The 21,929-nt window shown below is 42.6% G+C and carries 23 protein-coding genes and 1 riboswitch; all 23 genes read right to left on the bottom strand.

Annotation, left to right across the window (positions count from 1 at the left end; translation table 11 throughout):
* Nucleotides 1-4 precede the first annotated feature (4 nt).
* Nucleotides 5-586: a redoxin domain-containing protein gene (locus ACSQ2E_RS02725; protein WP_435989238.1), complete on the bottom strand. Its 582-nt coding sequence runs from the start codon at nucleotides 584-586 to the stop codon at nucleotides 5-7.
* Nucleotides 579-1,190 (bottom strand): hypothetical protein, encoded by a 612-nt coding sequence (locus ACSQ2E_RS02720; RefSeq protein ID WP_435989237.1) that lies wholly within the window; start codon nucleotides 1,188-1,190, stop codon nucleotides 579-581. The genes ACSQ2E_RS02725 and ACSQ2E_RS02720 overlap by 8 nt, the downstream gene beginning before the upstream one ends.
* A 252-nt stretch (nucleotides 1,191-1,442) precedes the next feature.
* Nucleotides 1,443-1,571, bottom strand: coding sequence for a hypothetical protein (locus ACSQ2E_RS02715; RefSeq protein WP_435989236.1), 129 nt, complete (start codon nucleotides 1,569-1,571; stop codon nucleotides 1,443-1,445).
* A 235-nt stretch (nucleotides 1,572-1,806) separates the two neighbouring features.
* A riboswitch (cyclic di-GMP riboswitch) is annotated at nucleotides 1,807-1,891 on the bottom strand.
* A 236-nt stretch (nucleotides 1,892-2,127) separates the two neighbouring features.
* Nucleotides 2,128-3,564, bottom strand: coding sequence for a group II intron reverse transcriptase/maturase (ltrA, locus tag ACSQ2E_RS02710; protein ID WP_435989184.1), 1,437 nt, complete (start codon nucleotides 3,562-3,564; stop codon nucleotides 2,128-2,130).
* A gap of 669 nt (nucleotides 3,565-4,233) precedes the next feature.
* Nucleotides 4,234-5,592: a murein hydrolase activator EnvC family protein gene (locus tag ACSQ2E_RS02705; protein WP_435989235.1), complete on the bottom strand. Its 1,359-nt coding sequence runs from the start codon at nucleotides 5,590-5,592 to the stop codon at nucleotides 4,234-4,236.
* Nucleotides 5,593-5,631: 39 nt separating this feature from the next.
* Entirely contained in the window at nucleotides 5,632-6,516 is an 885-nt protein-coding gene (ftsX, locus tag ACSQ2E_RS02700) for a permease-like cell division protein FtsX (protein ID WP_435989234.1), read from the bottom strand.
* The gene (gene ftsE / locus ACSQ2E_RS02695; RefSeq protein WP_435989233.1) at nucleotides 6,506-7,192 is read right to left on the bottom strand and encodes a cell division ATP-binding protein FtsE; all 687 of its coding nucleotides are present in this window, start codon (nucleotides 7,190-7,192) and stop codon (nucleotides 6,506-6,508) included. The genes ftsX and ftsE overlap by 11 nt, the downstream gene beginning before the upstream one ends.
* A gap of 575 nt (nucleotides 7,193-7,767) precedes the next feature.
* Nucleotides 7,768-8,082, bottom strand: a complete 315-nt coding sequence (gene cccB / locus ACSQ2E_RS02690) for a cytochrome c551 (protein WP_435989232.1) — start codon at nucleotides 8,080-8,082, stop codon at nucleotides 7,768-7,770.
* Nucleotides 8,083-8,158: 76 nt separating this feature from the next.
* On the bottom strand, nucleotides 8,159-9,031 hold the full coding sequence (locus tag ACSQ2E_RS02685; protein ID WP_435989231.1) for a YitT family protein: 873 nt from the start codon (nucleotides 9,029-9,031) through the stop codon (nucleotides 8,159-8,161).
* 408 nt (nucleotides 9,032-9,439) lie between these two features.
* Nucleotides 9,440-10,541 (bottom strand): peptide chain release factor 2 gene (gene prfB, locus ACSQ2E_RS02680; protein ID WP_435989230.1). Its coding sequence is split into 2 segments (ribosomal slippage): nucleotides 9,440-10,468 and nucleotides 10,470-10,541, totalling 1,101 coding nucleotides; the frame shifts between segments, so codons are not numbered across the junction.
* Between the two features lie 207 nt (nucleotides 10,542-10,748).
* Nucleotides 10,749-13,259: a preprotein translocase subunit SecA gene (secA, locus tag ACSQ2E_RS02675; RefSeq protein WP_435989229.1), complete on the bottom strand. Its 2,511-nt coding sequence runs from the start codon at nucleotides 13,257-13,259 to the stop codon at nucleotides 10,749-10,751.
* 382 nt (nucleotides 13,260-13,641) lie between these two features.
* Nucleotides 13,642-14,757, bottom strand: coding sequence for a YecA family protein (locus tag ACSQ2E_RS02670; protein WP_435989228.1), 1,116 nt, complete (start codon nucleotides 14,755-14,757; stop codon nucleotides 13,642-13,644).
* Nucleotides 14,758-14,887: 130 nt separating this feature from the next.
* Nucleotides 14,888-15,724, bottom strand: a complete 837-nt coding sequence (locus tag ACSQ2E_RS02665) for a DUF1028 domain-containing protein (protein WP_435989227.1) — start codon at nucleotides 15,722-15,724, stop codon at nucleotides 14,888-14,890.
* Between the two features lie 141 nt (nucleotides 15,725-15,865).
* Nucleotides 15,866-16,444: a ribosome hibernation-promoting factor, HPF/YfiA family gene (gene hpf / locus ACSQ2E_RS02660; RefSeq protein WP_044338351.1), complete on the bottom strand. Its 579-nt coding sequence runs from the start codon at nucleotides 16,442-16,444 to the stop codon at nucleotides 15,866-15,868.
* Nucleotides 16,445-16,859: 415 nt separating this feature from the next.
* Entirely contained in the window at nucleotides 16,860-17,432 is a 573-nt protein-coding gene (locus ACSQ2E_RS02655) for a transposase (protein WP_435989226.1), read from the bottom strand.
* 203 nt (nucleotides 17,433-17,635) lie between these two features.
* Complete coding sequence (locus tag ACSQ2E_RS02650) at nucleotides 17,636-17,995, bottom strand: ABC transporter permease (RefSeq protein WP_435989225.1); 360 nt, start codon at nucleotides 17,993-17,995, stop codon at nucleotides 17,636-17,638.
* 13 nt (nucleotides 17,996-18,008) lie between these two features.
* Nucleotides 18,009-18,392, bottom strand: a complete 384-nt coding sequence (locus ACSQ2E_RS02645) for an ABC transporter permease (protein ID WP_435989224.1) — start codon at nucleotides 18,390-18,392, stop codon at nucleotides 18,009-18,011.
* A gap of 7 nt (nucleotides 18,393-18,399) precedes the next feature.
* Entirely contained in the window at nucleotides 18,400-18,732 is a 333-nt protein-coding gene (locus ACSQ2E_RS02640) for an MmcQ/YjbR family DNA-binding protein (RefSeq protein ID WP_435989223.1), read from the bottom strand.
* 79 nt (nucleotides 18,733-18,811) lie between these two features.
* Complete coding sequence (locus tag ACSQ2E_RS02635) at nucleotides 18,812-19,192, bottom strand: hypothetical protein (protein WP_435989222.1); 381 nt, start codon at nucleotides 19,190-19,192, stop codon at nucleotides 18,812-18,814.
* 14 nt (nucleotides 19,193-19,206) lie between these two features.
* Nucleotides 19,207-19,554, bottom strand: a complete 348-nt coding sequence (locus ACSQ2E_RS02630) for a flagellar protein FliT (RefSeq protein WP_435989221.1) — start codon at nucleotides 19,552-19,554, stop codon at nucleotides 19,207-19,209.
* On the bottom strand, nucleotides 19,554-19,958 hold the full coding sequence (fliS, locus tag ACSQ2E_RS02625; RefSeq protein WP_435989220.1) for a flagellar export chaperone FliS: 405 nt from the start codon (nucleotides 19,956-19,958) through the stop codon (nucleotides 19,554-19,556). The genes ACSQ2E_RS02630 and fliS overlap by 1 nt, the downstream gene beginning before the upstream one ends.
* Nucleotides 19,959-19,980: 22 nt before the next feature.
* Nucleotides 19,981-21,504 (bottom strand): flagellar hook-associated protein 2, encoded by a 1,524-nt coding sequence (locus ACSQ2E_RS02620; RefSeq protein ID WP_435989219.1) that lies wholly within the window; start codon nucleotides 21,502-21,504, stop codon nucleotides 19,981-19,983.
* Between the two features lie 15 nt (nucleotides 21,505-21,519).
* Nucleotides 21,520-21,879 carry a flagellar protein FlaG gene (flaG, locus tag ACSQ2E_RS02615; protein ID WP_435989218.1) on the bottom strand — a complete coding sequence of 120 codons (360 nt, stop codon included), beginning with the start codon at nucleotides 21,877-21,879 and terminating at the stop codon, nucleotides 21,520-21,522.
* Nucleotides 21,880-21,929: the final 50 nt, after the last annotated feature.

Here is a 21,929-nt window from a genome sequence, read left to right as displayed (position 1 = left end):
CCCATTATTCCATCCCTCGGACCATTTCACCCATCATTTCTTCGTTCATGGGGCCGACGATTTTGTGCTGGATGAGGCCGTTTGTATCGATCATGTAAGTGGTCGGGATCGTGAATGCCCGGTACTCGTCACCGACATCCCCTTTTTCATCCATGAGAATAGGGAAAGTGAGTTCATAGCCGTCGACAAACTCCTGGACTGCCTTCTCCCCCTCATCCTGTGAGGTCAAGTTGACGGCAAGGATTTCGACCTTTTCTTTTTTCGCGTTTTTTTCGTAATACTGTTCCATATGGGGCATTTCCGCTTTACATGGCGGGCACCAGGTGGCCCAGAAATTCAGGATCACTTTCTTGCCCTTGTAATCGGAGAGCTTGACTTCTTCACCTTCTAACGTGGTCAAGGTAAAGTCCGGTGCACGATCCCCTTTCGTGAGTCCCTGCTTGGCATCAGAAAGATCCATGGATTCCTTGGCCAACTGGGCAGCCTCTTCTCTTGCCTTTTTTTCCTGTTGATCCTGAAACAAATTAACCAGGAAGATTCCGATCAGCAGGGCAACGATTGCCAGAGCAAAATTTCGTTTATTCAATGTTCGTTTTCCACCTTCCGTAGATAAAGATTAGATAAGCCATCACGATGAGATACGTCCAGGTGACAGTGGTGAACACAAATCCTCCAGATATGGAATGGAGCAGCAGCTGAAGAAGGGTGAAGACCACCACTAATTGTATAGCCCACGTATCACGGTCATCTTCTTTTTTCGATAAAAATAAGACCAGTGCACCGTTGAGACAAAACTGGATGACCCCTGCAAGAATATCAGATTCCAGCAAGTGAACGACAAGTTCAAAGAAAACGACCGTGCTCATCCAGGCAATGACGAGACGATATACTGTGTCTACCCTTCTAACAAATATGTATAAAAGCACTGTCAGCAATCCTAACCAATACCCCCACCTGCCCCCATGGAAATAAAGGATCGTAATGGGATGTTCAATAACATTCTGAAAATCAACGACAATGACACTCAGCTTCCAGATGACCAAAAAGTAAAAAACACCATTTGAATACCAGTCGCTTGCCTTTCGATTCCAGAAGTAGAGGAAAAGAAATGTCAGAATGAACGAGGCGATGATCGCTCCCCAAGTAGATGGGAAAGTAAAGGAGCCTATGGTGTACCACCTTTCATCCATTTGTTTCTACTCCTTTCATAGAGGTTTCTTCCAACTATTTTGTACTGGTTCATTCGTACGAAATATACCCTGTTATGTATTAGTATCTTAAATTTTCATCTTTCAGGCAAGTGATTTACTCATAGTGTATCCCTTACTCTAATGATTACAGACAGTGGGGTGTTGATTTCCTGCAAAAAAGGACCCTTCTCTGAAGGATCCTTTCATATACGACGTGAAAATGGTGTTCCACCCAGTGAAGGAATCAAAATCTTAAGCTGCTTTCAAGCCTTCAAGGATGAGTATGAAGTATTTGACGGTATCTCCACCTCGTTGATTGATAATGTCGATGTCATGAAGAATCCTTTTGACCTCTTCGGTACCAACACAGTCAATAAACATCTCACTCACTCCTTCCGCAGAGTACTCGCCAATATGAGTATACTTTAATGCTGTGCGATTTCTTCTGCAGAAACTTCTTAATTGTCTTTTTATATCTGCTAACTCCAACATCATCATCCTTCGTACAGATTCAAATCCCACCAACACAAACATTTCCAGAGAAAAAACCCACCAAAAAGGCAGGCTGAATGATACTAGAAAAAAATTCGAGTTAGTATTCATTGCTTCCATTGTTTTCGGTAACCCGGCGATCATTATTTAAAAATAGAAGACCCGTGGTTTTGCGTCCTAATTTTTCAATTAGTTTGCCTTTTTCGAAAAATCACTTGAACATATTTGTCATTATACTAGAAGAATAAGGATATGAAAACAGTCTTTCTCAAACAAGTTGTTGATTTCCTTTTTTCTTATCAAGTAATAGATAGGGTAGTTAGAAGAAAGAGTTCTTTTACCCTCGCTCAAAATAGAGTAGGGTGACCTTTCTCAAGGCCACCCCCTCATCAAACCGTACGTGCCCTATTAAGGCATACGGCTTACCAATGTGATTCCGCTTAGTTCAAGATGATGCAAACTTATTCGCACAGTGTATTTTAGAAAGTCGTTGTGAAGAAAAGTATTCCTCTCCCTTTTCTTTTGCTCTCTCCAGACTTCTTTTGTATTTCTTCTTTTGCTTATCTTTCATGTATTGGAGGTAGTATTCAATACCATCTCCATACTGTTTTCCGTAATATATTTGAAAAGCAGATTTAAGACCTGTACACGCAAAGAATTCAATGTTCCATTTCGTACTCATCACCCATCCTTTTCGTTGTGAAGGATGTTTGTGAAGCATAGCGACTCTCAGCCTTCGGCGAGTGTAAGAATCTATTGCCAGTAGTTCATCTCTGAATATGTTGAAACAACAGTTCAGTCGATATCCCTTCTCTTTGAATTCTTCAATCGCTTTCCACAAGGTTAGATAGAAGTTTACCTTTCCTTGAATGATGGAGTTTACGCGTTGGTACCACGCTTCTCTGCTTAAGGTGAGTGTTTTCCTGGTGGCTCTCTTAATTTTCATTCGAAAGTCTTTCCAGGTCTCATCTTTTGGTTTGGCTAAATAGTAAGGTTTACCATCCTTCTTACGTTTTCTCCAGTGTTGGAACGTAAAACCAATAAAGTCGAAATCATCATGATTGAAATCGACAATTTTAGTCTTCTCGATAGAAATTTCCAGACCTAGTTCATCGAGTTTCTCTTTTGTGATTTGTTCGGCTTTCTTAATGTCCTCTTTGGATTTGGCGAAAAGGAGGAAGTCATCGGCATACCGTACAAATCGAATGCCGTGTAAATCAAGTGTCCAATCCAGTTCGTTCAGATAGATATTCGCTAAAAGTGGAGAAATCACTCCACCTTGAGGAGTACCTGAATCTGAGCGATGGTAGGTCCCTTCTTCCATGTATCCAGCTTTTAGCCATTTCCAAATCATGTCTAGGACTGTACCGTCCGCTACATATTTGTTTAGGACCTTCATCAGTTTCTTGTGCGGGATATTGTCAAAGAAGCCTTTGATATCGCAATCATAAATGTGATTGTATCCTTGTTCAATATTCCACATTATAATTTGTACAACTCGTTTGGCTCCGCGATTTTGACGATACCCACATGACCAATTATGAAAGATATGGTCATCGAATTTTGGTTCTAATACGTTTCGCAGAGATTGTTGAACAATCCGATCTTCGACCGTAGGAATACCGAGAGGTCTCTGTTTTCCATTCTTCTTGCGTATATAGGAGCGTCTGACAGGAGTAGGCTCATATTCTTTCGCTCTCAGTTTGCCGAGTAGATTATCTAGATTTTCATCCAGGTTCTCCTCATACTTTTCAAGAGTTACTTCGTCGATTCCACCTGAACCTTTGTTGGCTTTTACTTTCTCCCACGCACTTTTCAATTTACGGTCAAACAGTAGTTGTCCGTATACACTATGCCATTTAAGCTTTAATTCTTGATTCACTACGTATTCCACACCTTTCATTGTGTACATTCAGTTCGTTTATACCGAAGTATCGTGGTCTGTTGTCATTACACACCTTTACTTGTGTAGAGTCACAAGGTCGTTCCCCTTCCGTTCACCAGATGTTTTGTCATCTGGCTACTTCCGTACTATGAGAACGTCTGACTTCTCTATCCACATTATCCATTTCGGAATTCCTTATAGGACAATGCCCTGACGGTAAGATAGAGATCTCACGGGGTCATCGCACTTTCCTTCTGTACATACCCAGCACCATCACTTGATAAGTTGAGCTCATTCGGCTGATTCTTTGAATGAACACCTTTAAGACTTCCCATTATTTTCGCATGGTCGCCAACTTACCCAGCCGCCGTGCTTCACACTTTTTGCATTTGGGTCTGCACATCCGACTACGGGTCTCTCGATTATCCGCATCTCCTCCGAACACAATCTCACAATTATGCCCTAGATTAGTCTTCGTTAGTTGTATCAGCACTCTAACGGAAGGACTTTCACCTTCGAGACGATGAATCTTCCGGGATTCGGGAGCCGTTTATACTACGTATCGTACTCCAACCCTTAACAATTCATCTTGAGTGTGGAACACTCAAGGTGCGACTGCCCGTCGCACAAAAATCCCCCTTCCAAATAGAAGAGGGAATTTTAAACTTAAAAGTTAATATATTGACGTGGGTTTACAGCATTTGAATGCGATGCACTCCAAGAACCTCTGTAAAGTTCAAAATGTAAATGCTGTCCGAAAGAAAATCCTGTGTTACCCATGTATCCGATTTGGTCACCTTTGTTAACAGCTTGTCCAGTGCTCACTAGCGAAGAAGACATGTGAGCATACACTGTTGTGAACATTTGACCGTTGATGGAGTGAGTGATGTACACTACATTACCGTAGCTTGAGCTGTAATGGCTCTTAATGACATAACCATCTGCCGCTGCAGAGATTGGAACACTTCCTCGTGCTGCAATGTCTGTACCATAGTGGAAACGTCGCTCTCCGTTTAATGTATCCCAACCAAAGTTAGTTGTAATTGTTCCAGATGCAGGCGCTGTCCATGCTCCTGAACTTACAGGGGCACTTGGGGCTGCTGCCGGAGCTGCTGTTGCAGAAGCAGAAGAAGATCCACTGCTACTAGTTGTCGCCTGTTTCTGTGCTGCTGCACGCTTCGCTGCTTCCGCTTCTGCCTGGCGCTTACGCTCGATTTCACGCTTGCGGGCTAATTCTGCCAGACGTGCTTGTTCAGCTTGGATTTCACCTTCAAGCTGGTGCTCCATTTTAGAAAGTTCACTCGATTCTTGTTCAAGGTTTGTTTTTTCTACCTTTAAAGATGCCTGCTGAGCTTCCAGCTGTTTGAATAGCTCAGCCTTTTTAGCTTTTTGGCTATCAAGTTCTTTTTTCAAGGATTCAAGATTCGCTTTGGAAGATTCCAGATCCGAAAGTTCTTTTTCTACTTCCGCCTGCTTTTTCTCTAATTCATCTTGATCACGTTTCTGTTCATCCATGATCTTTTTGTCTGCACTTACAATGGTATTCACTGCTGTTACACGGTTGATAAAGTCTCCGAAGCTGTTTGCTCCAAGAAGTACATCAATATATTTGGCAGATCCGCCTTTTTCCTGAATGGCGCGAGCGCGTTCCTTCAAAAGCTCATTACGCTCTTCAATCTTTTTCTTTAACTCTTCAATATCCGCTTTAAGCTTATTGATTTTTGCTGTTGTATCATCAATTTCTTTTGTTTTTTCTGCAATCTTCGTTTCTGTATCTTTTAATTTCGTACCGATTTCAGCAATCTGTGATTGAATATCTTTTTGTTTGCTGATGTTTTGGTCAATTTCTGATCTTTTCTCATCGATCTTGCCGTTGATGTGTTCTTTTTTAGATGAGATGTCGTCCTGCTGTTTCTTTAAGTCCTCCACGGAGGAGTTAGCGCTAGCAGTGGTTGCTAACGTTGGTAGACTTCCGATTGTTAATGCTGCTGCAATAGATAATGAAATAAAATACTTCTTGTTCAAGCGGCATGCTCCTTTCAGCTTCTATCAACCTATCAAATTTTACACTTTTAAGAACTTACGTACAGACATAAAGCTTCCCCAAGCCCCAATCAGGCAACCCATTAATAGAATCAATCCGTTTACTTGATAGATAAAGGGGGTAAAATCTAATATCTGAATAAAATTGTTTTGTAGTTTTGGTTTAATAAATCCATAGGCATAGTAATAACCTGACGTTACAAGAGCGATCGGGATAATAGAACCTAAAATTCCAAGCCATAAACCTTCTAATATGAATGGCCAGCGTACAAACCAGTTGGTTGCACCCACGAGTTTCATTATCTCGATTTCCCTTCTTCTAGCGACAATGGTGATTTTGATTGTATTTGAAATGAGGAACATCGCCGTAAACAACAGACCGATGATCAATACAAGTCCAACGTTTCGACTCATTTCCAGTACATTGAATAATTTTTCAATCTTTGCTTCACCGTATAGGGCTTCATTGACACCTTCGAACTTACTGATTTGACCAGCGATTTTACCGGTCTCCCTTGGATTGTCTGCTTTTACGATAAACACATCATATAATGGGTTATCTTGTTCAAATAATCTGAAATCGTCTCCCAAATCCTTGACAAGATTCTGAAGTTCTTCTTCTTTGGAAGAATACTCAACTGATTCCACACCACTTATATTTTGTATCTTCTTTTCTATTTGATCTGTTTGGGATTGTTCAGTCCCAATTTCAAGTAATACCCGCACTTCAACGTCTTTCTCAATATCGGTTGCTACCTTGTTCATGTTTAGCATTAAAACGATAAACACACCAACAAGTAGTAATGTCACGGTAACGGCACTCACTGATGCGAATGTCATCCAGCCGTTTCGTGCGATGCTTTTGAAGCTTTCTCTAAGATGACGGCCATACGTTCTAGCTTTCATAACCGTAATCACCTCGCTGTTCGTCCCGGACAATGCGGCCATTTTCAATGGCGATTACCCGATGCTTGATCGTATTCACGATTTCCCGGTTATGTGTAGCCATGATCACCGTGGTTCCACGGTTGCTGATTTCTTCAAAAATGTTCATAATATCCCATGATGTTTCGGGATCAAGGTTTCCTGTAGGTTCATCCGCGATTACCAGCTTCGGAGTATTCACAATGGATCGAGCAATCGATACACGTTGTTGTTCCCCACCGGAAAGCTCATTTGGCAGCATTCTTGCTTTATGCTTTAACCCTACCAGGTCCAGTACTTCCATGACTCTTTTCTTAATTTGCTTTGGATGTTCTTCTATTACTTCAAGTGCGAAGGCAATGTTTTCATAGATTGTCAGCGATGGTAACAGCTTGAAATCTTGGAATACAACCCCCACGTTTCTTCTTAAATATGGAACTCTACTATTTTTTATTTTTGCGAGATTGATACCATTTACAACGATATCTCCTTTGGAAGGACGTTCTTCGCGATACATCATTTTAATAAAAGTAGACTTCCCGGCACCACTCGGCCCCACAACATAAACAAACTCGCCTTGCTTAATGTGGACGTTAAAACCATTTGCAGCCATGACACCGTTGTTGTACTGCTTGTAGACGTCTTTCATTTCTATCATTTTAAAATCACCTAATTTGTATTATGTAGTTACCCTCTTGGCTGTTATCGACATATGTACACGGCACGTAACCAAAGTCGTCTTTATCACCATTAGACAAAAATTGGTGAAAAACCTCGAATTACGCTTCCGAAAATTATTATAACATCTCTTTATAGTAAGTTAAGGATAAAAATTATTACATTTACATTTCAGAACCTAAAAAAATGTGAATTTATTACCTGTTTTGTTGTCGATTTTACCTATAATCAGATAAATTTATAGTTCTTTTTATCTAGTATCTGGTACTAGTACCAGATACTTACATACGAGGTTCTTGTCATGACAAATACTAAGATGATGGTAATCTGATGAAGTTACTAGGTTATAAGTCTGCTTGTTAGAGGAAATTACAAATAACGGATTTCATGCGAAAAATTTCTGTAACAAAGACTTAAAGAAGGAACCGAAAAAGTCTGTGGATATTTACTAGGTTGAGGGTTGTCTTTAAAAAACCTTTAGATTTTAATATCCAATTGACTTAGTTCTCGTCAAAAAATAAAAGAAGAATCCAATATTGGATTCTTCACCCGATCTTATTTCTTCTTCGATAACCATTCAGCCACTGCGTCTGCTTCCTCACCTTCAATGAGTCCAGGAGGCATTTGGCCTTTACCATTTTTAATCGTTTCTCGGATTTCATCTTTGCTTAGTTCAGCACCGATATTTTTCAGGGCCGGTCCCATTCCGCCTTCAAGGTTCCCACCATGGCAGCTGGTGCACTTATTATTTACGATTTTTTCAGGGTCTACTCCACCGGAGCTTGTTTCTGTACTGTCGCTGCCGTCTCCACCGCAGGCTGCAAGTAACAATGAAGCGCCAAAAAGAACACCAAGTAGCTTTTTCTTCATTTATTATCCCCCTAGGAATCCATTTTCAGAGTCGCGGATGTGAGGTCCGTCCCTCCCTTACATAATTATACCAAGTTTAAACCCGTTTGAAACCTTCCCCGAGAACTTCCGAAGCGTCCATTGTGACGACGAATGCAGCGGGGTCAATGGTTTTGACCAGTTGTTTCAGTTTTGTGAATTCTGTCTGGTCCACGACACACATGAGGATCGGGCGCTCATCATCCGTGTAACCACCGTATGCTGATAGTTTTGTCACTCCACGGTCAATTTTATTCAGAATTCCTTCACGAACTTCTTCCTGGCGGGTAGTGATGATCAGCGCCATTTTGGATCTGCTTATACCAACCTGAACCAGATCAATGGTTTTACTTGTTACGTACAACCCGATCAAGGCATATAATCCACGTTCGATATCATAGACAATGGCTGCGGACAGGACAATCATGCCGTCGATCATGGCCACACATGTTCCGAGTGAGAACCCTGTGAACTTATTGACGATTTGGGCGGCAAGGTCCGTCCCTCCAGTGGAAGCTCTTCCACGAAAGACGATTCCTAACCCAAGTCCTACCCCTATCCCTCCGAAAAGGGCTCCAAGCAGGGGATCTTCCGTCCAAGGTTTCCAGTCCTCGGTCAAGAATACGACTAGTGGTAAAAACACCGTGCCGATGGCTGTCTTAACTCCGAATTGAAGACCCAGGAAGATCAGTCCGGCTATGAATAATGGAATATTGAAAGCCCACTGAACGAATGCAGGCTTCCAGTCAAACAATCCATTCAAAATCGTCGATATCCCGCTCACCCCTCCTGAAGCTACTTCATTCGGAAGTAAGAAAACATTAAACGCAATGGCCACAATTGTTGACCCAAACACAACAAACAAATACTCTAACAACTTTTCTTTCCGCGGATTAAATGCCTGCTCGCGACGCCTTTCCTTCAAACCCATCCAGTACGACTCCTTTAGCCTATGTATTAATAGTATGAGTACAAACCCTTCCTTTGATGCAACTCTCCTCGAGGGACGGACCTTTAATAGGCGCGTGTTGTTTGTGAAAGAGTATACATGTGCATCCAAAAAAAGTAGCACTTCTATTTTTATTGATGACGATGATATTAAGGGTGATACCTCCCTTGAATCCCTCTGTATCAACCTTTGAGAGTATAGCATGGGTGCCTAAAGGTGTAAATAACAGTTCAATAACGTGTTAAAGCATTAATGAGGTGAGGTTGAGGGACGGACCTTCGCTGGGGGCGAAACATTGGCTCTATTGTGCTGATTAGAGGTCCGTCCCTCAAAAAGATTAAAAAAACTGACCTCACCAGTGGTTGGCGAGGTCAGTTTTTTTATCGTGTATTATTTTATTTTGGATCGCAGGTAGGCGTTGATGAATGTATCGATGTCGCCGTCCATGACGCCTTGTACGTTTCCTGATTCTGTGTTGGTTCTGTGGTCTTTGACCATGGAATAAGGATGGAAGACGTAGGAACGAATCTGGCTTCCCCATCCGATTTCCTTTTGCTCTCCACGGATTTCAGCAAGTTCCTGCTCCTGCTCTTCGATCCGCTTCTGGTAGAGCTTCGCTTTCAGCATTTTCATCGCTGACTCACGGTTCTTGATTTGAGAACGCTCCGATTGACATGTTACCACGACGTTGGTCGGTAAGTGAGTAATACGGACAGCTGAGTCGGTCGTATTGATGTGCTGACCGCCGGCTCCACTTGCACGGTACGTATCGATTTTCAGATCTTCAGTACGGATGTCGATTTCAATTTCTTCATTAAACTCTGGCATCACTTCGCAAGACACGAAGGAAGTGTGACGACGGCCCGATGAATCGAACGGTGAAATACGAACAAGACGGTGTACGCCTTTTTCGGCTTTTAGATAACCGTATGCGTTGTGACCCTTGATCGCTAACGTTACACTCTTGATTCCCGCTTCATCTCCTGGAAGGTAATCAAGGGTTTCCACCTTGAATCCGCGTTTTTCACCCCAACGTGTGTACATGCGGAGAAGCATGGAACCCCAATCCTGGGACTCGGTTCCTCCTGCACCGGGATGCAGTTCAAGGATCGCATTGTTTTTATCGTGTTCTTCGCTTAGAAGAAGCTGCAGCTCGTAGTCATTTAAACGTTTAATCAAGTCAGCAAGCTCTTCTTCCATATCCTTTTGCAGTTCTTCGTCCGGTTCTTCTTTGACCAGCTCAAGGGTCAATTCGAGGTTTTCCTGAGATTCAAGCAATGATTTGTATTCATTGACAAGTTCCTTCAAGCCGTTTCCTTCATTGATCAGCCCTTGTGCTGTTTGCTGGTCATCCCAGAAGTCGGGCTGGACCATGATTTCGTCAAGTTCCTGGATTCTGGCCTCTTTGTTTTCTAAGTCAAAGAGACCCCCTGAAGTCCGCTAATGTTTTAGCTGATTTTTCTAATTCTGCTCTGATTTCTGATAGTTCCATGTGTGGTCACCTCTATAGTTATTTGGGTTGTTGTGATTTTGTTTTTGTTTGTACCTGGTACATTATATCAGTTTTGTACCAGGTACAATCTCTGTCAATTGTACCTGGTACAAAAAAGCCTACATACTACACCTATAAAAAACGGAAAAGTACCTGGGATTTATTTTAGCAAAATAAGTCCCAGGTATCATCTTCAAATCGTAAATATTATCCTGTTATGCCGTGGCAGTGTTTGTATTTTTTGCCGCTTCCGCATGGGCATGGGTCGTTGCGTCCGACGTCTGCTTGTTTGCGGACTGGTTGTTTTTTGGCTTTTGCTCCGTCTTCTTTCGGGTTGACCGCTTGGCCTTTGGCTACTTCCTGGCGTTCCAGGTTGTTGCGGATTTCCGCTTTCATGACGTATTTTGCCACATCTTCTTCGATGGCGAGTACCATGCTTTCGAACATGGCAAATCCTTCATGCTGGTACTCACGCAGTGGATCGTTCTGTCCGTATGCACGGAGGTGGATACCCTGACGAAGCTGATCCATGGCATCGATGTGATCAATCCATTTCGTATCAACTGCGCGAAGCAGGATGACCTTTTCAAACTCACGCATCTGCTCCGGTGTCAGCTGCTCTTCTTTTTCATTGTAACGATGCTGCACATCTTCAAAAATGAGAGCCATCATTTCATCGGCTTCTTTGCCACGAAGATCGTCGACTGTGACGTCATTTTCCGGTAGAAGGTTGGCGTTGACGTAATCAACTATACCTTGAAGATTCCAATGTTCCATTTCTTCTTCTGCCGTATGAGCCGCTACTTGACGTTCAATGACTGATTTGATCATGCCTTCAACGATGTCTCGAAGGTTTTCAGAGTCGATGACTTCATTACGCTGCTTGTAGATGATTTCACGCTGTTGACGCAGGACATCATCATATTGAAGAAGCTGCTTACGAGCGTCGAAGTTGTTACCTTCCACTCGTTTTTGAGCCGATTCTACAGCACGGCTGACCATTTTACTTTGAATCGGCTGGGAATCATCCATTCCAAGGCGTTCCATCATGCTCTTCATATTGTCAGAGCCGAACCTTCGCATCAATTCATCTTCCATTGAAAGATAGAATTGAGTAACCCCTGGATCTCCCTGACGTCCGGAACGTCCACGAAGTTGATTATCAATACGGCGTGATTCGTGACGCTCCGTACCGATGACTGCAAGACCGCCAACATCGATGACGCCTTCGCCAAGTTTGATATCCGTACCACGACCGGCCATATTCGTCGCGATCGTAACAGCACCAGGCTGACCAGCTTCTAAAATAATTTCCGCTTCACGGCCATGGTTTTTCGCATTCAAGACGTTATGGCGAACGCCTTTTTTCGTGAGGAGCTTAGAAATCAATTCTGACGTTTCAACGGCAACCGTACCGACCAGTATAGGCTGTCCTTTTTCATGACGCTCTTTAATGTCTTCAACTACGGCGTTGAACTTCCCTTCGATGGACGCGTAAATTAAATCAGCACGGTCATCACGAACGATTGGTCTATTTGTAGGAATGACAATAACGTTCATATTGTAGATATTACGGAACTCTTCTTCTTCCGTCTTCGCTGTACCGGTCATACCGGACAGTTTTTCGTACATACGGAAGTAGTTCTGGAACGTGATCGTTGCCATGGTCATGCTTTCATTCTGAATTTCAAGGCCTTCTTTAGCTTCGATTGATTGGTGAAGTCCATCACTGTAACGGCGTCCCTTCATCAAGCGACCCGTGAAGGAGTCAACGATGATGATTTCGCCTTCCTGAACCACATAATCCACATCACGATGCATACTTACGTGGGCTTTTAATGCCTGGTTGATGTGGTGGTTAAGGGTTACGTGTGAAATATCGAACAGGTTCTCAATATGGAAGGCTCTTTCTACCTTGCTGATTCCGTCTTCCGTTAATTGAACACCCTTTGTTTTTTCATCATATGTGTAATCTTCTTCTTTTTTCAGAGTACGGACCACAGCATTCGCCTGAATGTAAAGCTGAGGCGTGCGCTGGGCGTTACCTGAAATGATCAATGGTGTACGTGCTTCATCAATCAAGATGGAGTCGACCTCATCGATGACGGCAAAATGAAGGCTGCGCTGAACCATTTGGTCTTTGTACAGAACCATGTTATCACGAAGGTAATCGAAGCCGAATTCGTTATTCGTACCGTATGTGATGTCTGCAGAATAAGCTTCACGTTTTTCATCTTTAGACATTGAGTTGAGATTGAGCCCTACAGTCAGTCCTAAGAAATTGTAGAGTTTACCCATTTCCTCAGCATCACGGCTGGCCAAATAGTCGTTGACTGTGATAACGTGAACGCCTTTTCCCGTGATGGCATTTAAGTAAACAGGCATTGTCGCCGTCAGGGTTTTACCTTCACCGGTTTTCATCTCGGAAATGTTCCCGCCGTGAAGGGAAACACCACCCATGAGCTGAACGCGGTAAGGATATAAACCAAGAACCCGGCGGGCCGCTTCCCGTACGACTGCAAATGCTTCTACGAGCATGTCCTCAAGATCTTCACCCTTTTGATAACGCTCTTTGAAACGCTCCGTTCTTTCACGGATTTCATCATCCGTGAGACGCTCCATATCGGGACCTAATTCTTCTATTTGATCGGCCAGTTTCTCCAGCCTCTTTAATTCTCTTTTATTCGCATCGAACACTTTATTTAATAGACCAAGCATGTATAAACGCTCCTTTATCTGTGTTGGAATGAGAGCCAAACGTCACCAGTATACCGAAAGTAAATGAGATTCCCATGAGAAATATGTGAATTCTCTGTAAAAAATAAGTAGAATCACTTCACATCACTCTACTTAAAATTCGCTACTAAAACCAATTATCCTCCCACACAAACACGATATTTTCCCTATCAATCTTACCACTATCCCATATCGGTTACAACTTAAGGCTTTGAGGGACGGACCTCCCTATTGCTGTCCTTTGGAGAAATGAATGCTTTCATATCAAGCTTTCTTTCCTTATTGGTCATGATTTGGGAGGTCCGTCCCTCAAAAAAAGCCGCCTTTATCAGACGACTTTCGTAGGATGCGTATTCAGTTAGGTTTAGGCGTTGGTTGCTTTCAGGAGTTCACTGACGGTGTCCTGGTAGCTTTCCCAGATTTGCTTGCTTCGTCTTGAGATGCTGTTAGCAGAGACATCGAAGTATTCCGCAAGTTCCTTTTGAACGTGGCGGATACTGATTTCGTCGATGTTTTTCGCCATGTCGACCATAGCTCCCGAGTAGATTTTCGGGTTGCGGATCGTTGGACGTTCTGTGTAGAAGTATTTTTCCAATACGGCTACTAGCAGTTCACTTTCCTTTTTGTCTTCCCCTTTTTCAGTCAGGAAGGTTTGAAGAGAGGTGATCGCTTCGTTGTATTCCGGCGTCTTCCAGATTTCGACTCCTTCAATGGAATCCTCGGTGTTTTCTTCTTCATCATTGTCTCCATTAACATCGGCAGATTTAGATGCTGCTTTTCCGGCCTTCTTCTTCTCCGCACTGTAAAGGACGAATCCGACATCCGCGATTTCCAGGTACTGACCTGATAAGTAATCATGGAGAGTTTCAAGCTCACCCTGTTCGAAACGGATCTTCACTAACTCCATCGCAGCTTTTTCAATCGCTGGATAAATGAAGTATTGAGCAAACGGAAGATATTTCTCCCCGTTCGGCAATAGTAATCCCAGGAAGAAGCTGTTCTCTTCAAGCTTACCGAATTTTTCCGTCACGATAAGGGTATCTCCCGTGATGGCTTCACCGACACGCAATGTATTGTCATCAAGCTTCTCTACCGTACCAGCTGTCACCCTTACATTCTTCCACGATTCCAATACCTCAGCTGTCTGTGGTCGAGTCACCGTGCTCAGCTGCTTATCGACAAATCGTTCGATCAAACGAACACCGTCAGCATCCTTCTGAGTCGCTCCGTACCAGCTGACAAATGCCATTTCATATATATCGGGATCTGCCTGCATCAAATCCATCTTGGACAGATAGTGATGGTAGGATTCTTCCATCTCGGCAGACTGGGCCGTAGCGATGAAATCATAAAGCTGTGCCTGCAGCACATCCAACTCCTGACTCACCAGCGTATCTATATTCACAACGTTTTCACAGCATTTCTTATATTTCTTTCCACTGCCACATGGGCATGGTTCATTTCTTCCGACTGTACTCATGTTTGTATTTACCTCCAACTTCTCTGAGTCCCGTACACAAAGGTTCATTATATAACATTTCAGCCAAGCATTAAACTGTTTTAAAACAAGAAAAAAGAACCAATCACTTTCCGACTGGTTCTTTTTACAATTATCTTCCTTGTTTTTTCATATAATCCAAGACATCCAAATCGATATAATTCTCCTCCTGCTCACGCATTTCAAAGTTTTCCGTGTGGAGGTAGTCTTTCAAATTCTGATGGAGGGACTGCTTTTCTTTCGCATAGCCAAGACGGGTGAGTTCACGTTCCACTTCATCCTGAATATCACCTTCAAGAAGCACCACCCTGCCGACATCCGACTCTTTAAAATACAGCTGGTGCAAATGATAGATCCGCTTCAATTCCTTAATAGGTGATGCGTGATCGTCGACCCTCAGATCAATATACCGATCATTGAACCCGCCGTATCCCCCTCTTTCTTTTACGACTAAAAGGGCAGCGGACTGCATGCCGCGGGAATCACCGCCTGCTTCCTGGCCGGCATCGAGGGCGTGGAGCAGCCTTTCAGCCAATGATCCAGTGGTGGACTCAAAGGTTTCTGCCATCGCCTTCACGGTTTGATCGTCTACTAAAATATTCCCCTGAGCTGCAAAATGCTTTCCTGTCTGTCCACCTGCCCATTCATAGCAGCCTTCACCGGTAAAAGTGGCGGGGTTGCCACACGCATCGATCAATCCCACCTGGCGCAACGGGCGCTCCGGGTCATCCTTTGTGATGATATCAAGTGCCTCTTCCGCCGTCTTGCCTTCCTCCATCAGTTGAAGCGCCTGCGGGCCGTAAGAAGTATTGGCGTACGACTGGGTCGCCACCGCCCCGACTCCCGCTTTCGCAAACGGAACAACCGATCCAACTCCAAGGAACTTGGACTGGACTGCAATCCCCCATTCTTTCTCTTCCGGGTCAAAGCCTACAATGGAATACGTCATGGTGAATTCCTCCTTTAGATTAAAGCGTCAAGTTAAAAAACCCTTATTTTATACTATCAAGATTCGACAAAAGGAAAATAAATCCTTCTTTTATGAAAAATCCTGTAGTCCAGGAGACTACAGGATTTAAGGTTATTCAGATTAGTTTGTTTCAATTAAGCCGTACTTGCCATCACGACGCTTGTACACAATGTTCGTTGCGTTTGTTTCTGCGTCTGTGAAGATGAAGAATGTGTGACCCAGCATATTCATCTGCAGGATCGCTTCTTCGCTGTCCATCGGTTTAAGATTGAACTGCTTTGTTCTTACTACTTCCGTATCGTCCTCTTCCTCCAGTTCAACAGCAGCTGCGCCGTTAGGAGAAACATGATTCAAATCTTCCTGAGCCGCGAAGAACTCCTTCGGGCTGCCCTTTTCACGCATCTTACGGTTCACTCTTGTCTTATGCTTGCGAATTTGACGCTCCAATTTATCTACTATCAGATCAATGGCCGCATACATATCTGCGTTGCGTTCCTCTGCACGTAGAACTAATTGCGGCATTGGAATAGTCACTTCAGTTTTCGTATTTTTATCAGGATACACTTTTAAATTAACATGTACATTTGCATCAGGAGTTTCATTAAAGTAACGGTCTAACTTACCAATCTTCTTCTCCACGTGTTCGCGAATCGCTGGAGTTACCTCAATGTTCTCGCCTCGAATGTTGTAGTTCAACATGTAAACTCCTCCTTTTAAAAATAAAGCTATGTTTATATATTCTCCATTCCCTTGATTATTCCTTCTTAAACATTCTAAATTTTTTGTCAATTTTTCGTGAAGTTTGTAAAGTGATGTCGAAAGTGTTGGTGTGACGGGAGTGGAGAGTGGTTAAGAGTGAGGTGGTGGTTGCCTGTGTTTTGAGTTCACCTGGCACTCTTTGTAGTATTATTATCTCTCTTTTTTGGGGGATTAAACGGTGGGAATTGTGAGGTTTTGTGGAGAGTTTGGGTCGGAATTGTGAATGTGGTTATTAACGGGAGACAATAACTAGATTTTGTACCTGGTACAGATGATGCGGATTGTACCTGGTACATTCGGGTGTAGTTGTACCTGGTACAATCTAGTAGTAAATGTACCAGGTACAAAAATGAAATCAAGATTTTAAAAGAGGTTGGTCCCAATCCTTGATTCTAAATTTCGTTTCTACATAAAATTTATACTTCTCATGTGGGTAATCCCCAAGATTTGAAAGAATCTTTTGACTATCAATAATTGACTTGAAACCTGGAGTTATATAGCTTTTATAGCTGCTCCAATGATAGTCTTCAGGCTTCTTGGAGTAATTCGACTTTACCGGATCCAAATGAATATAACTGCTCGTATCTATCAACTGCTTAGAGTTTTTAATTAGTTTGGCAAAGTACCGATCCTGAAACACATGTCCTATATAATGATATTTTCGGTTAAAGTACCTAGCATAAATGGAGTGAGTGTAATGGATAACGTCTGAAGGAGAATCATTTAGTGTTCCAATAATGAGATGAACATGATTGGGCATGAGGCAATAGGAGTGAAGAAGGAATGGGGTTCTTTCTTTAGCTCTTTGAATTAATGATAAATAATGTAGATAGTCTTTTCTATCTCTAAATAGATTGTTTTTTCTGTTTCCACGGGCAGTTATGTGATAAATGGCTCCAGGGTACCAGATTCTAAGATTTCTTGTCATATACTCTTCCTTTCCAAGATAAAGGTACAAGTATTCTAATTCGACATAATTCGAAAAACTCCTGCTTAAATGAGTTTCATTGAGTGAGATGGGAAGTTTAGATTTGTACCTGGTACACATGAGCCTATTTGTACCAGGTACATTTACTGCCTTTTGTACCAGGTACAGATGATATTAATTGTACCTGGTACAAAAACAATCTACTAAACATCCACATCCCGCCTCCCAAAACTCCACCAAGCCAATCCACCAAACCCAACCAAATAAACCACAATCACCCCAACCGAAAACCAAAACGTCATTCCTTCAAACGGCGGAGTCCCAAAGAAATACTGCTGCAAATCAGTATTCGCAAACAGCAGATATCTTCCCCACTCCAACCCCTGCTCGTTCATCAGGATCAACAGCGTCCCGGTAGAAAAGGTCAGAAAAATAGTAGAACCAATCGCAAACGAACTGCTTCTCGTTACTACAGAAAAGGTAACAGCAAACGAACAAACCACCAACATTTCTATGAATCTCAGTACGTAAGCACCTGCTACAATAAAAAAATTCTCGTTCAAATCAAAGAAACTATCATAAAACCACAGTGAACCGAGCACGGCGGAAAATAAAGAAATGAGAGGCTGTTAAAACAGTGGCGATGACTAGCACGGTTATGTATTTTGAAAGAAGAATTTTCACACGGCTAATAGGACGGATTAGCAATAGCTTGATGGTGCCAGACGAGAATTCACTTGAAACGATATCCCCGGCTATGATCAGAGTGAAGAGTTGAATGATCATCAGGAGATTAGAGCTGATCCGCATATACTCCCAAAATGAAAATTGGATGCCGTCAAAGAGCAGATAGACAAAAAGGGACGCGATGGAATCGATGAACACGATGAGTGCCAGTGAAATCCACATACGCGGTCGGAAGATTTGTTTTATGAGTTCATTGGTGATTAAATTCATCATGTTTTCTTCATCCATTCTGAACTTGATTGGCCAGTCTCTTGGGTGCAGCAATCAAATAACCCTCACGAATCAGTCCTTTTATGGCTTGCCAGCCAGCTTCCTCTACCTCAACCAGCACCCAGCCATGTCGACCTATGTACGGGGCTTTGATATAACCTGGCTGTTCGAGGAGGATTTCATGGTTAGCAGGGAGCGTTTTAATCGATAAGGTCTCCCCGATGATGACAAACGGTTTGTCCTTCACGCGGAAGGATACATGTCCAAACCCATCTAAATGTTCATGAACCTTAGGGTAGCGAAGGCAGAATCTTCTATTCTCATCTATTACACTAGCTTTCATACCGGCATCTCCCAGCATTTTACTATTATTATAGCATGAGAGTTTTTGGAAAAAGAAAAAAGCCTCTGGGATTCGAGACTTAGTGTGTTAGATATGGGTTTAGTTCGGTTTCAATCGTTGCTTTCCAGGCAGAAAAGGCTGGGGACAGGTTTTCCTGAACGATACTTTGTTTGAATGCGCTGTTATCCAATTGTCCATCTAGTTTCCACGCCTGATCCGTCACGGTATCAAATCCGGTTAAAGCATTTTGAATACCTTCCTCATCAAATGGTTCTTTCAACAAGAGATTGCTTTCTGAAATCTGACCAATGGCCATGAAGACTTCTGGAAGGACCTGATCCCCTTCAGTTTTACTTAAATCCGTGAAGCTTGCTTCCACATAGTTCAGCGCTTCTTCGATTGTGTCGAGCATCCCTACGTATTGGCTGACCAATTCATACTGTTTTTCGCCTAGTTTCATTGTCAAAGAAGCACCTATTTCTTTTTATCGTAAAACATTCCATCGTATTGTAAGGATCCGTATGGGTTTGAATATTTTTGAGCAGACGTTTTCTTCTTGGTCAAGCCGTTTATATCTCGCTTGATTTCAAGACGCAACTGAGCTAGCTGCCGATCGATTTGCCCGTTCCAGCCAATCATCTGCTTGCCAAGTTCCTGCTCCCCCTGCGTATAAGGAGGCTTGATGGTGCCAAGTACGCTCTGCCTTTTTTCTAAAAGAGATTCAACTTCCTCAATCGCGGATTCCCGGTTTTCATCATTCACCTGTTCCAATGCTTCTTTCAATTGCTTCGTGATGGTATAGCACAGAAGAACCGAGCTCATTAGGCCTGTCCACCTTGTCCGGCATGCTGCTTCTGGCGGTTCAGTTGAATGACCTTTTTCCATGTGTCACGGAAATCAGTGATGAGACCCTCTACTTCTTCTAAAATCGTCACATCATTTTTGATATTGGCTTCTGATAAGCGACGGTTGATGTAGTCGTATAGTGACATGAGGTTTTGAGAGACTTTTAGATCCGTGTTCAATGTGACCATCAGCTCGTTCACGATGGCTTGTGTCTTTTGGATATTGGTATTTTTCAGTTCAATATTTTTATCTTCAATCGCCTTTTTCGCGATATGAATAAATTTCAGGCTTCCGTTATAGAGCATAAGGGTGAGTTCACCTGGTGATGCGGTGTTGACCGAATTGTTCTGGTATGCTGCATACGGGTTGTTGATGGCCATAGTGACCCTCCTTTAAGGATGATTAACCGCCGAATTGGTTCATGAGAAACATGGATTGTTGGTTGGAACGCTGGATGGCTTTTTCCATGGCGGTGAATTGGCGCCAGTAGCGGTCTTCGACTTGGATCAGCCGGTCCTCAAATCGGTCCATTTGGCTGTCCATGTTATTTAGTAAACGGCCCAGTGTAAATGTATTATTGGTGCTCGAAGCTTTCCCTGCTTTTTGCTCGATGCTGTCCATTGTGTCTTTCAACGTATCACGTAAACGACGCGCGATCCCCTGTTCATTTGACGTCGCACCATCTTTAGCAAAAATCTCATAAATCGCATTCGGGTCTTTGGAAATCGCTTCTTTCAGTTTATTTTCATCAATAATCAGCTTTCCACGATCAAGGTAATTACTTGATGTTTCGATACCGATTTGAGCTAACTGACTAATTCCTGATGTGCCACCAGATATTGGTGAGTAAAGATCTGTTCTCATTTTGTTGAGACCAGATGTCAGAACAGAATCGTTTCGCAGAGTACCGCTTCGGGACTTTTCTTCCCATAGTTCGATTTCTTTTTCTTCCATTGACTCTTTTTGTTCCGCAGTCAAGGGTTGGAAGTCACGGTATTTCCTTTCGTTTACTTCACCGTTTACTTTTTCGATGAGTTTGTTGTATTCGTCGACGAATTTGACGATTTTATCCAGGATTTTGTCGGTGTCGGGTTGTGAAGCAAAAGTTACATTTGTGTTTGATGCATTCTTCAAGGTCAGTTCAAAACCATTGATGGTAAACGTGTTGGAGGACCGTTCAGTTGCCATTCCGTTGTATGTAAATTTGGCATTTTCTCCGATGGAACCTTTATTATTTATGAGAGCAGTATCATTGTCTGCATCGAGGTTTAAATGCGAAGTAAATAAAGCCCCTTGCAGTTCTATTTCCGGACCGGTGGAATTGCTGCCGGTATTCTTACTCATAACAGACATTTGTTTCGTTTGTTGATCATAAAACATGGTTACCCCGGTCTGGGCATTAATCTTCGCAATCAGACTGTCTAACGTCTCATCTTCAGCTGTGAATTTAATTTCAGTAAAATCAGCCGCCATTGTTCCGTCTGCTTTGATTGCCTTCACTTTAATACTTTGCTCACCAGTCATGCCGAACGACTCACTCAATTTTTTCTTAGGATCAAATGCTCCCCCGCCAGACTGAGTAATAGCCGAACTATACATAGTAGCAGCAGTAGCCAGCTTCTCCACCTTTAATGTTCCGGTGAAATCCGTAGTTGAATTGATGTTTTTAACCGAAACTTCATTCGGATTTGAGACCGTAATCGTCTTCTGCGTATACGTCCCCTGCTTCATCACACCGTCAAAAATATTATTACTAAATTCAAACATCATCTTATTCAAATCCCGGTAATCATCACGCTGCCATTCAAGGTATTGCTTCTTCTGTTCCAGTTTATTTAAAGGAATTCGTTCCGCCTTCATTAAATCCTTTATGATTTGATCCGTGTCCATACCACTGGCAAGTCCACCAATTCGCATATCAGCCATATGTATCTCCTTCCATTAAACCTTCTTATCGACCATAAAACCAACAAATTCCGTCATTGCGGCATGCATATCAAGAATTCTCTTTGCCGGTATTTCCTTCACTATCTCCTGCGTACGATCATCGACAATCGTCACATAGTATTCTTTTAATTTATCATGAAATTCAAATTTGAGGTGTGTGTTCGAAGTGGACATAAACTCATTCATCCCATGAACGACATCTTCCATTTTTTCTTTGGTGACAGGTTCTTTTGCTGTTGTTTCTTCATGGTGTCGTTCCTGTGCTTGAATTTGTTTCACTTCTTCGCTTGTTTGATTCTCTAATCTAGTAAATGATTGTACTCCTGAAACTCCGCCTGTCACTTTATCAATCATCTTCTGATCCTCCTAGTGGTCATATAAGTAGTATCGGAGAAATTACTTAG

Origin of the sequence: Rossellomorea sp. LjRoot5, assembly GCF_964253455.1 — a bacterium.
Classification (GTDB): Bacteria; Bacillota; Bacilli; order Bacillales; family Bacillaceae_B; genus Rossellomorea.
Note: the sequence above shows the minus strand (reverse complement) of the source record. Positions and strands in the feature narration are given on the sequence as shown.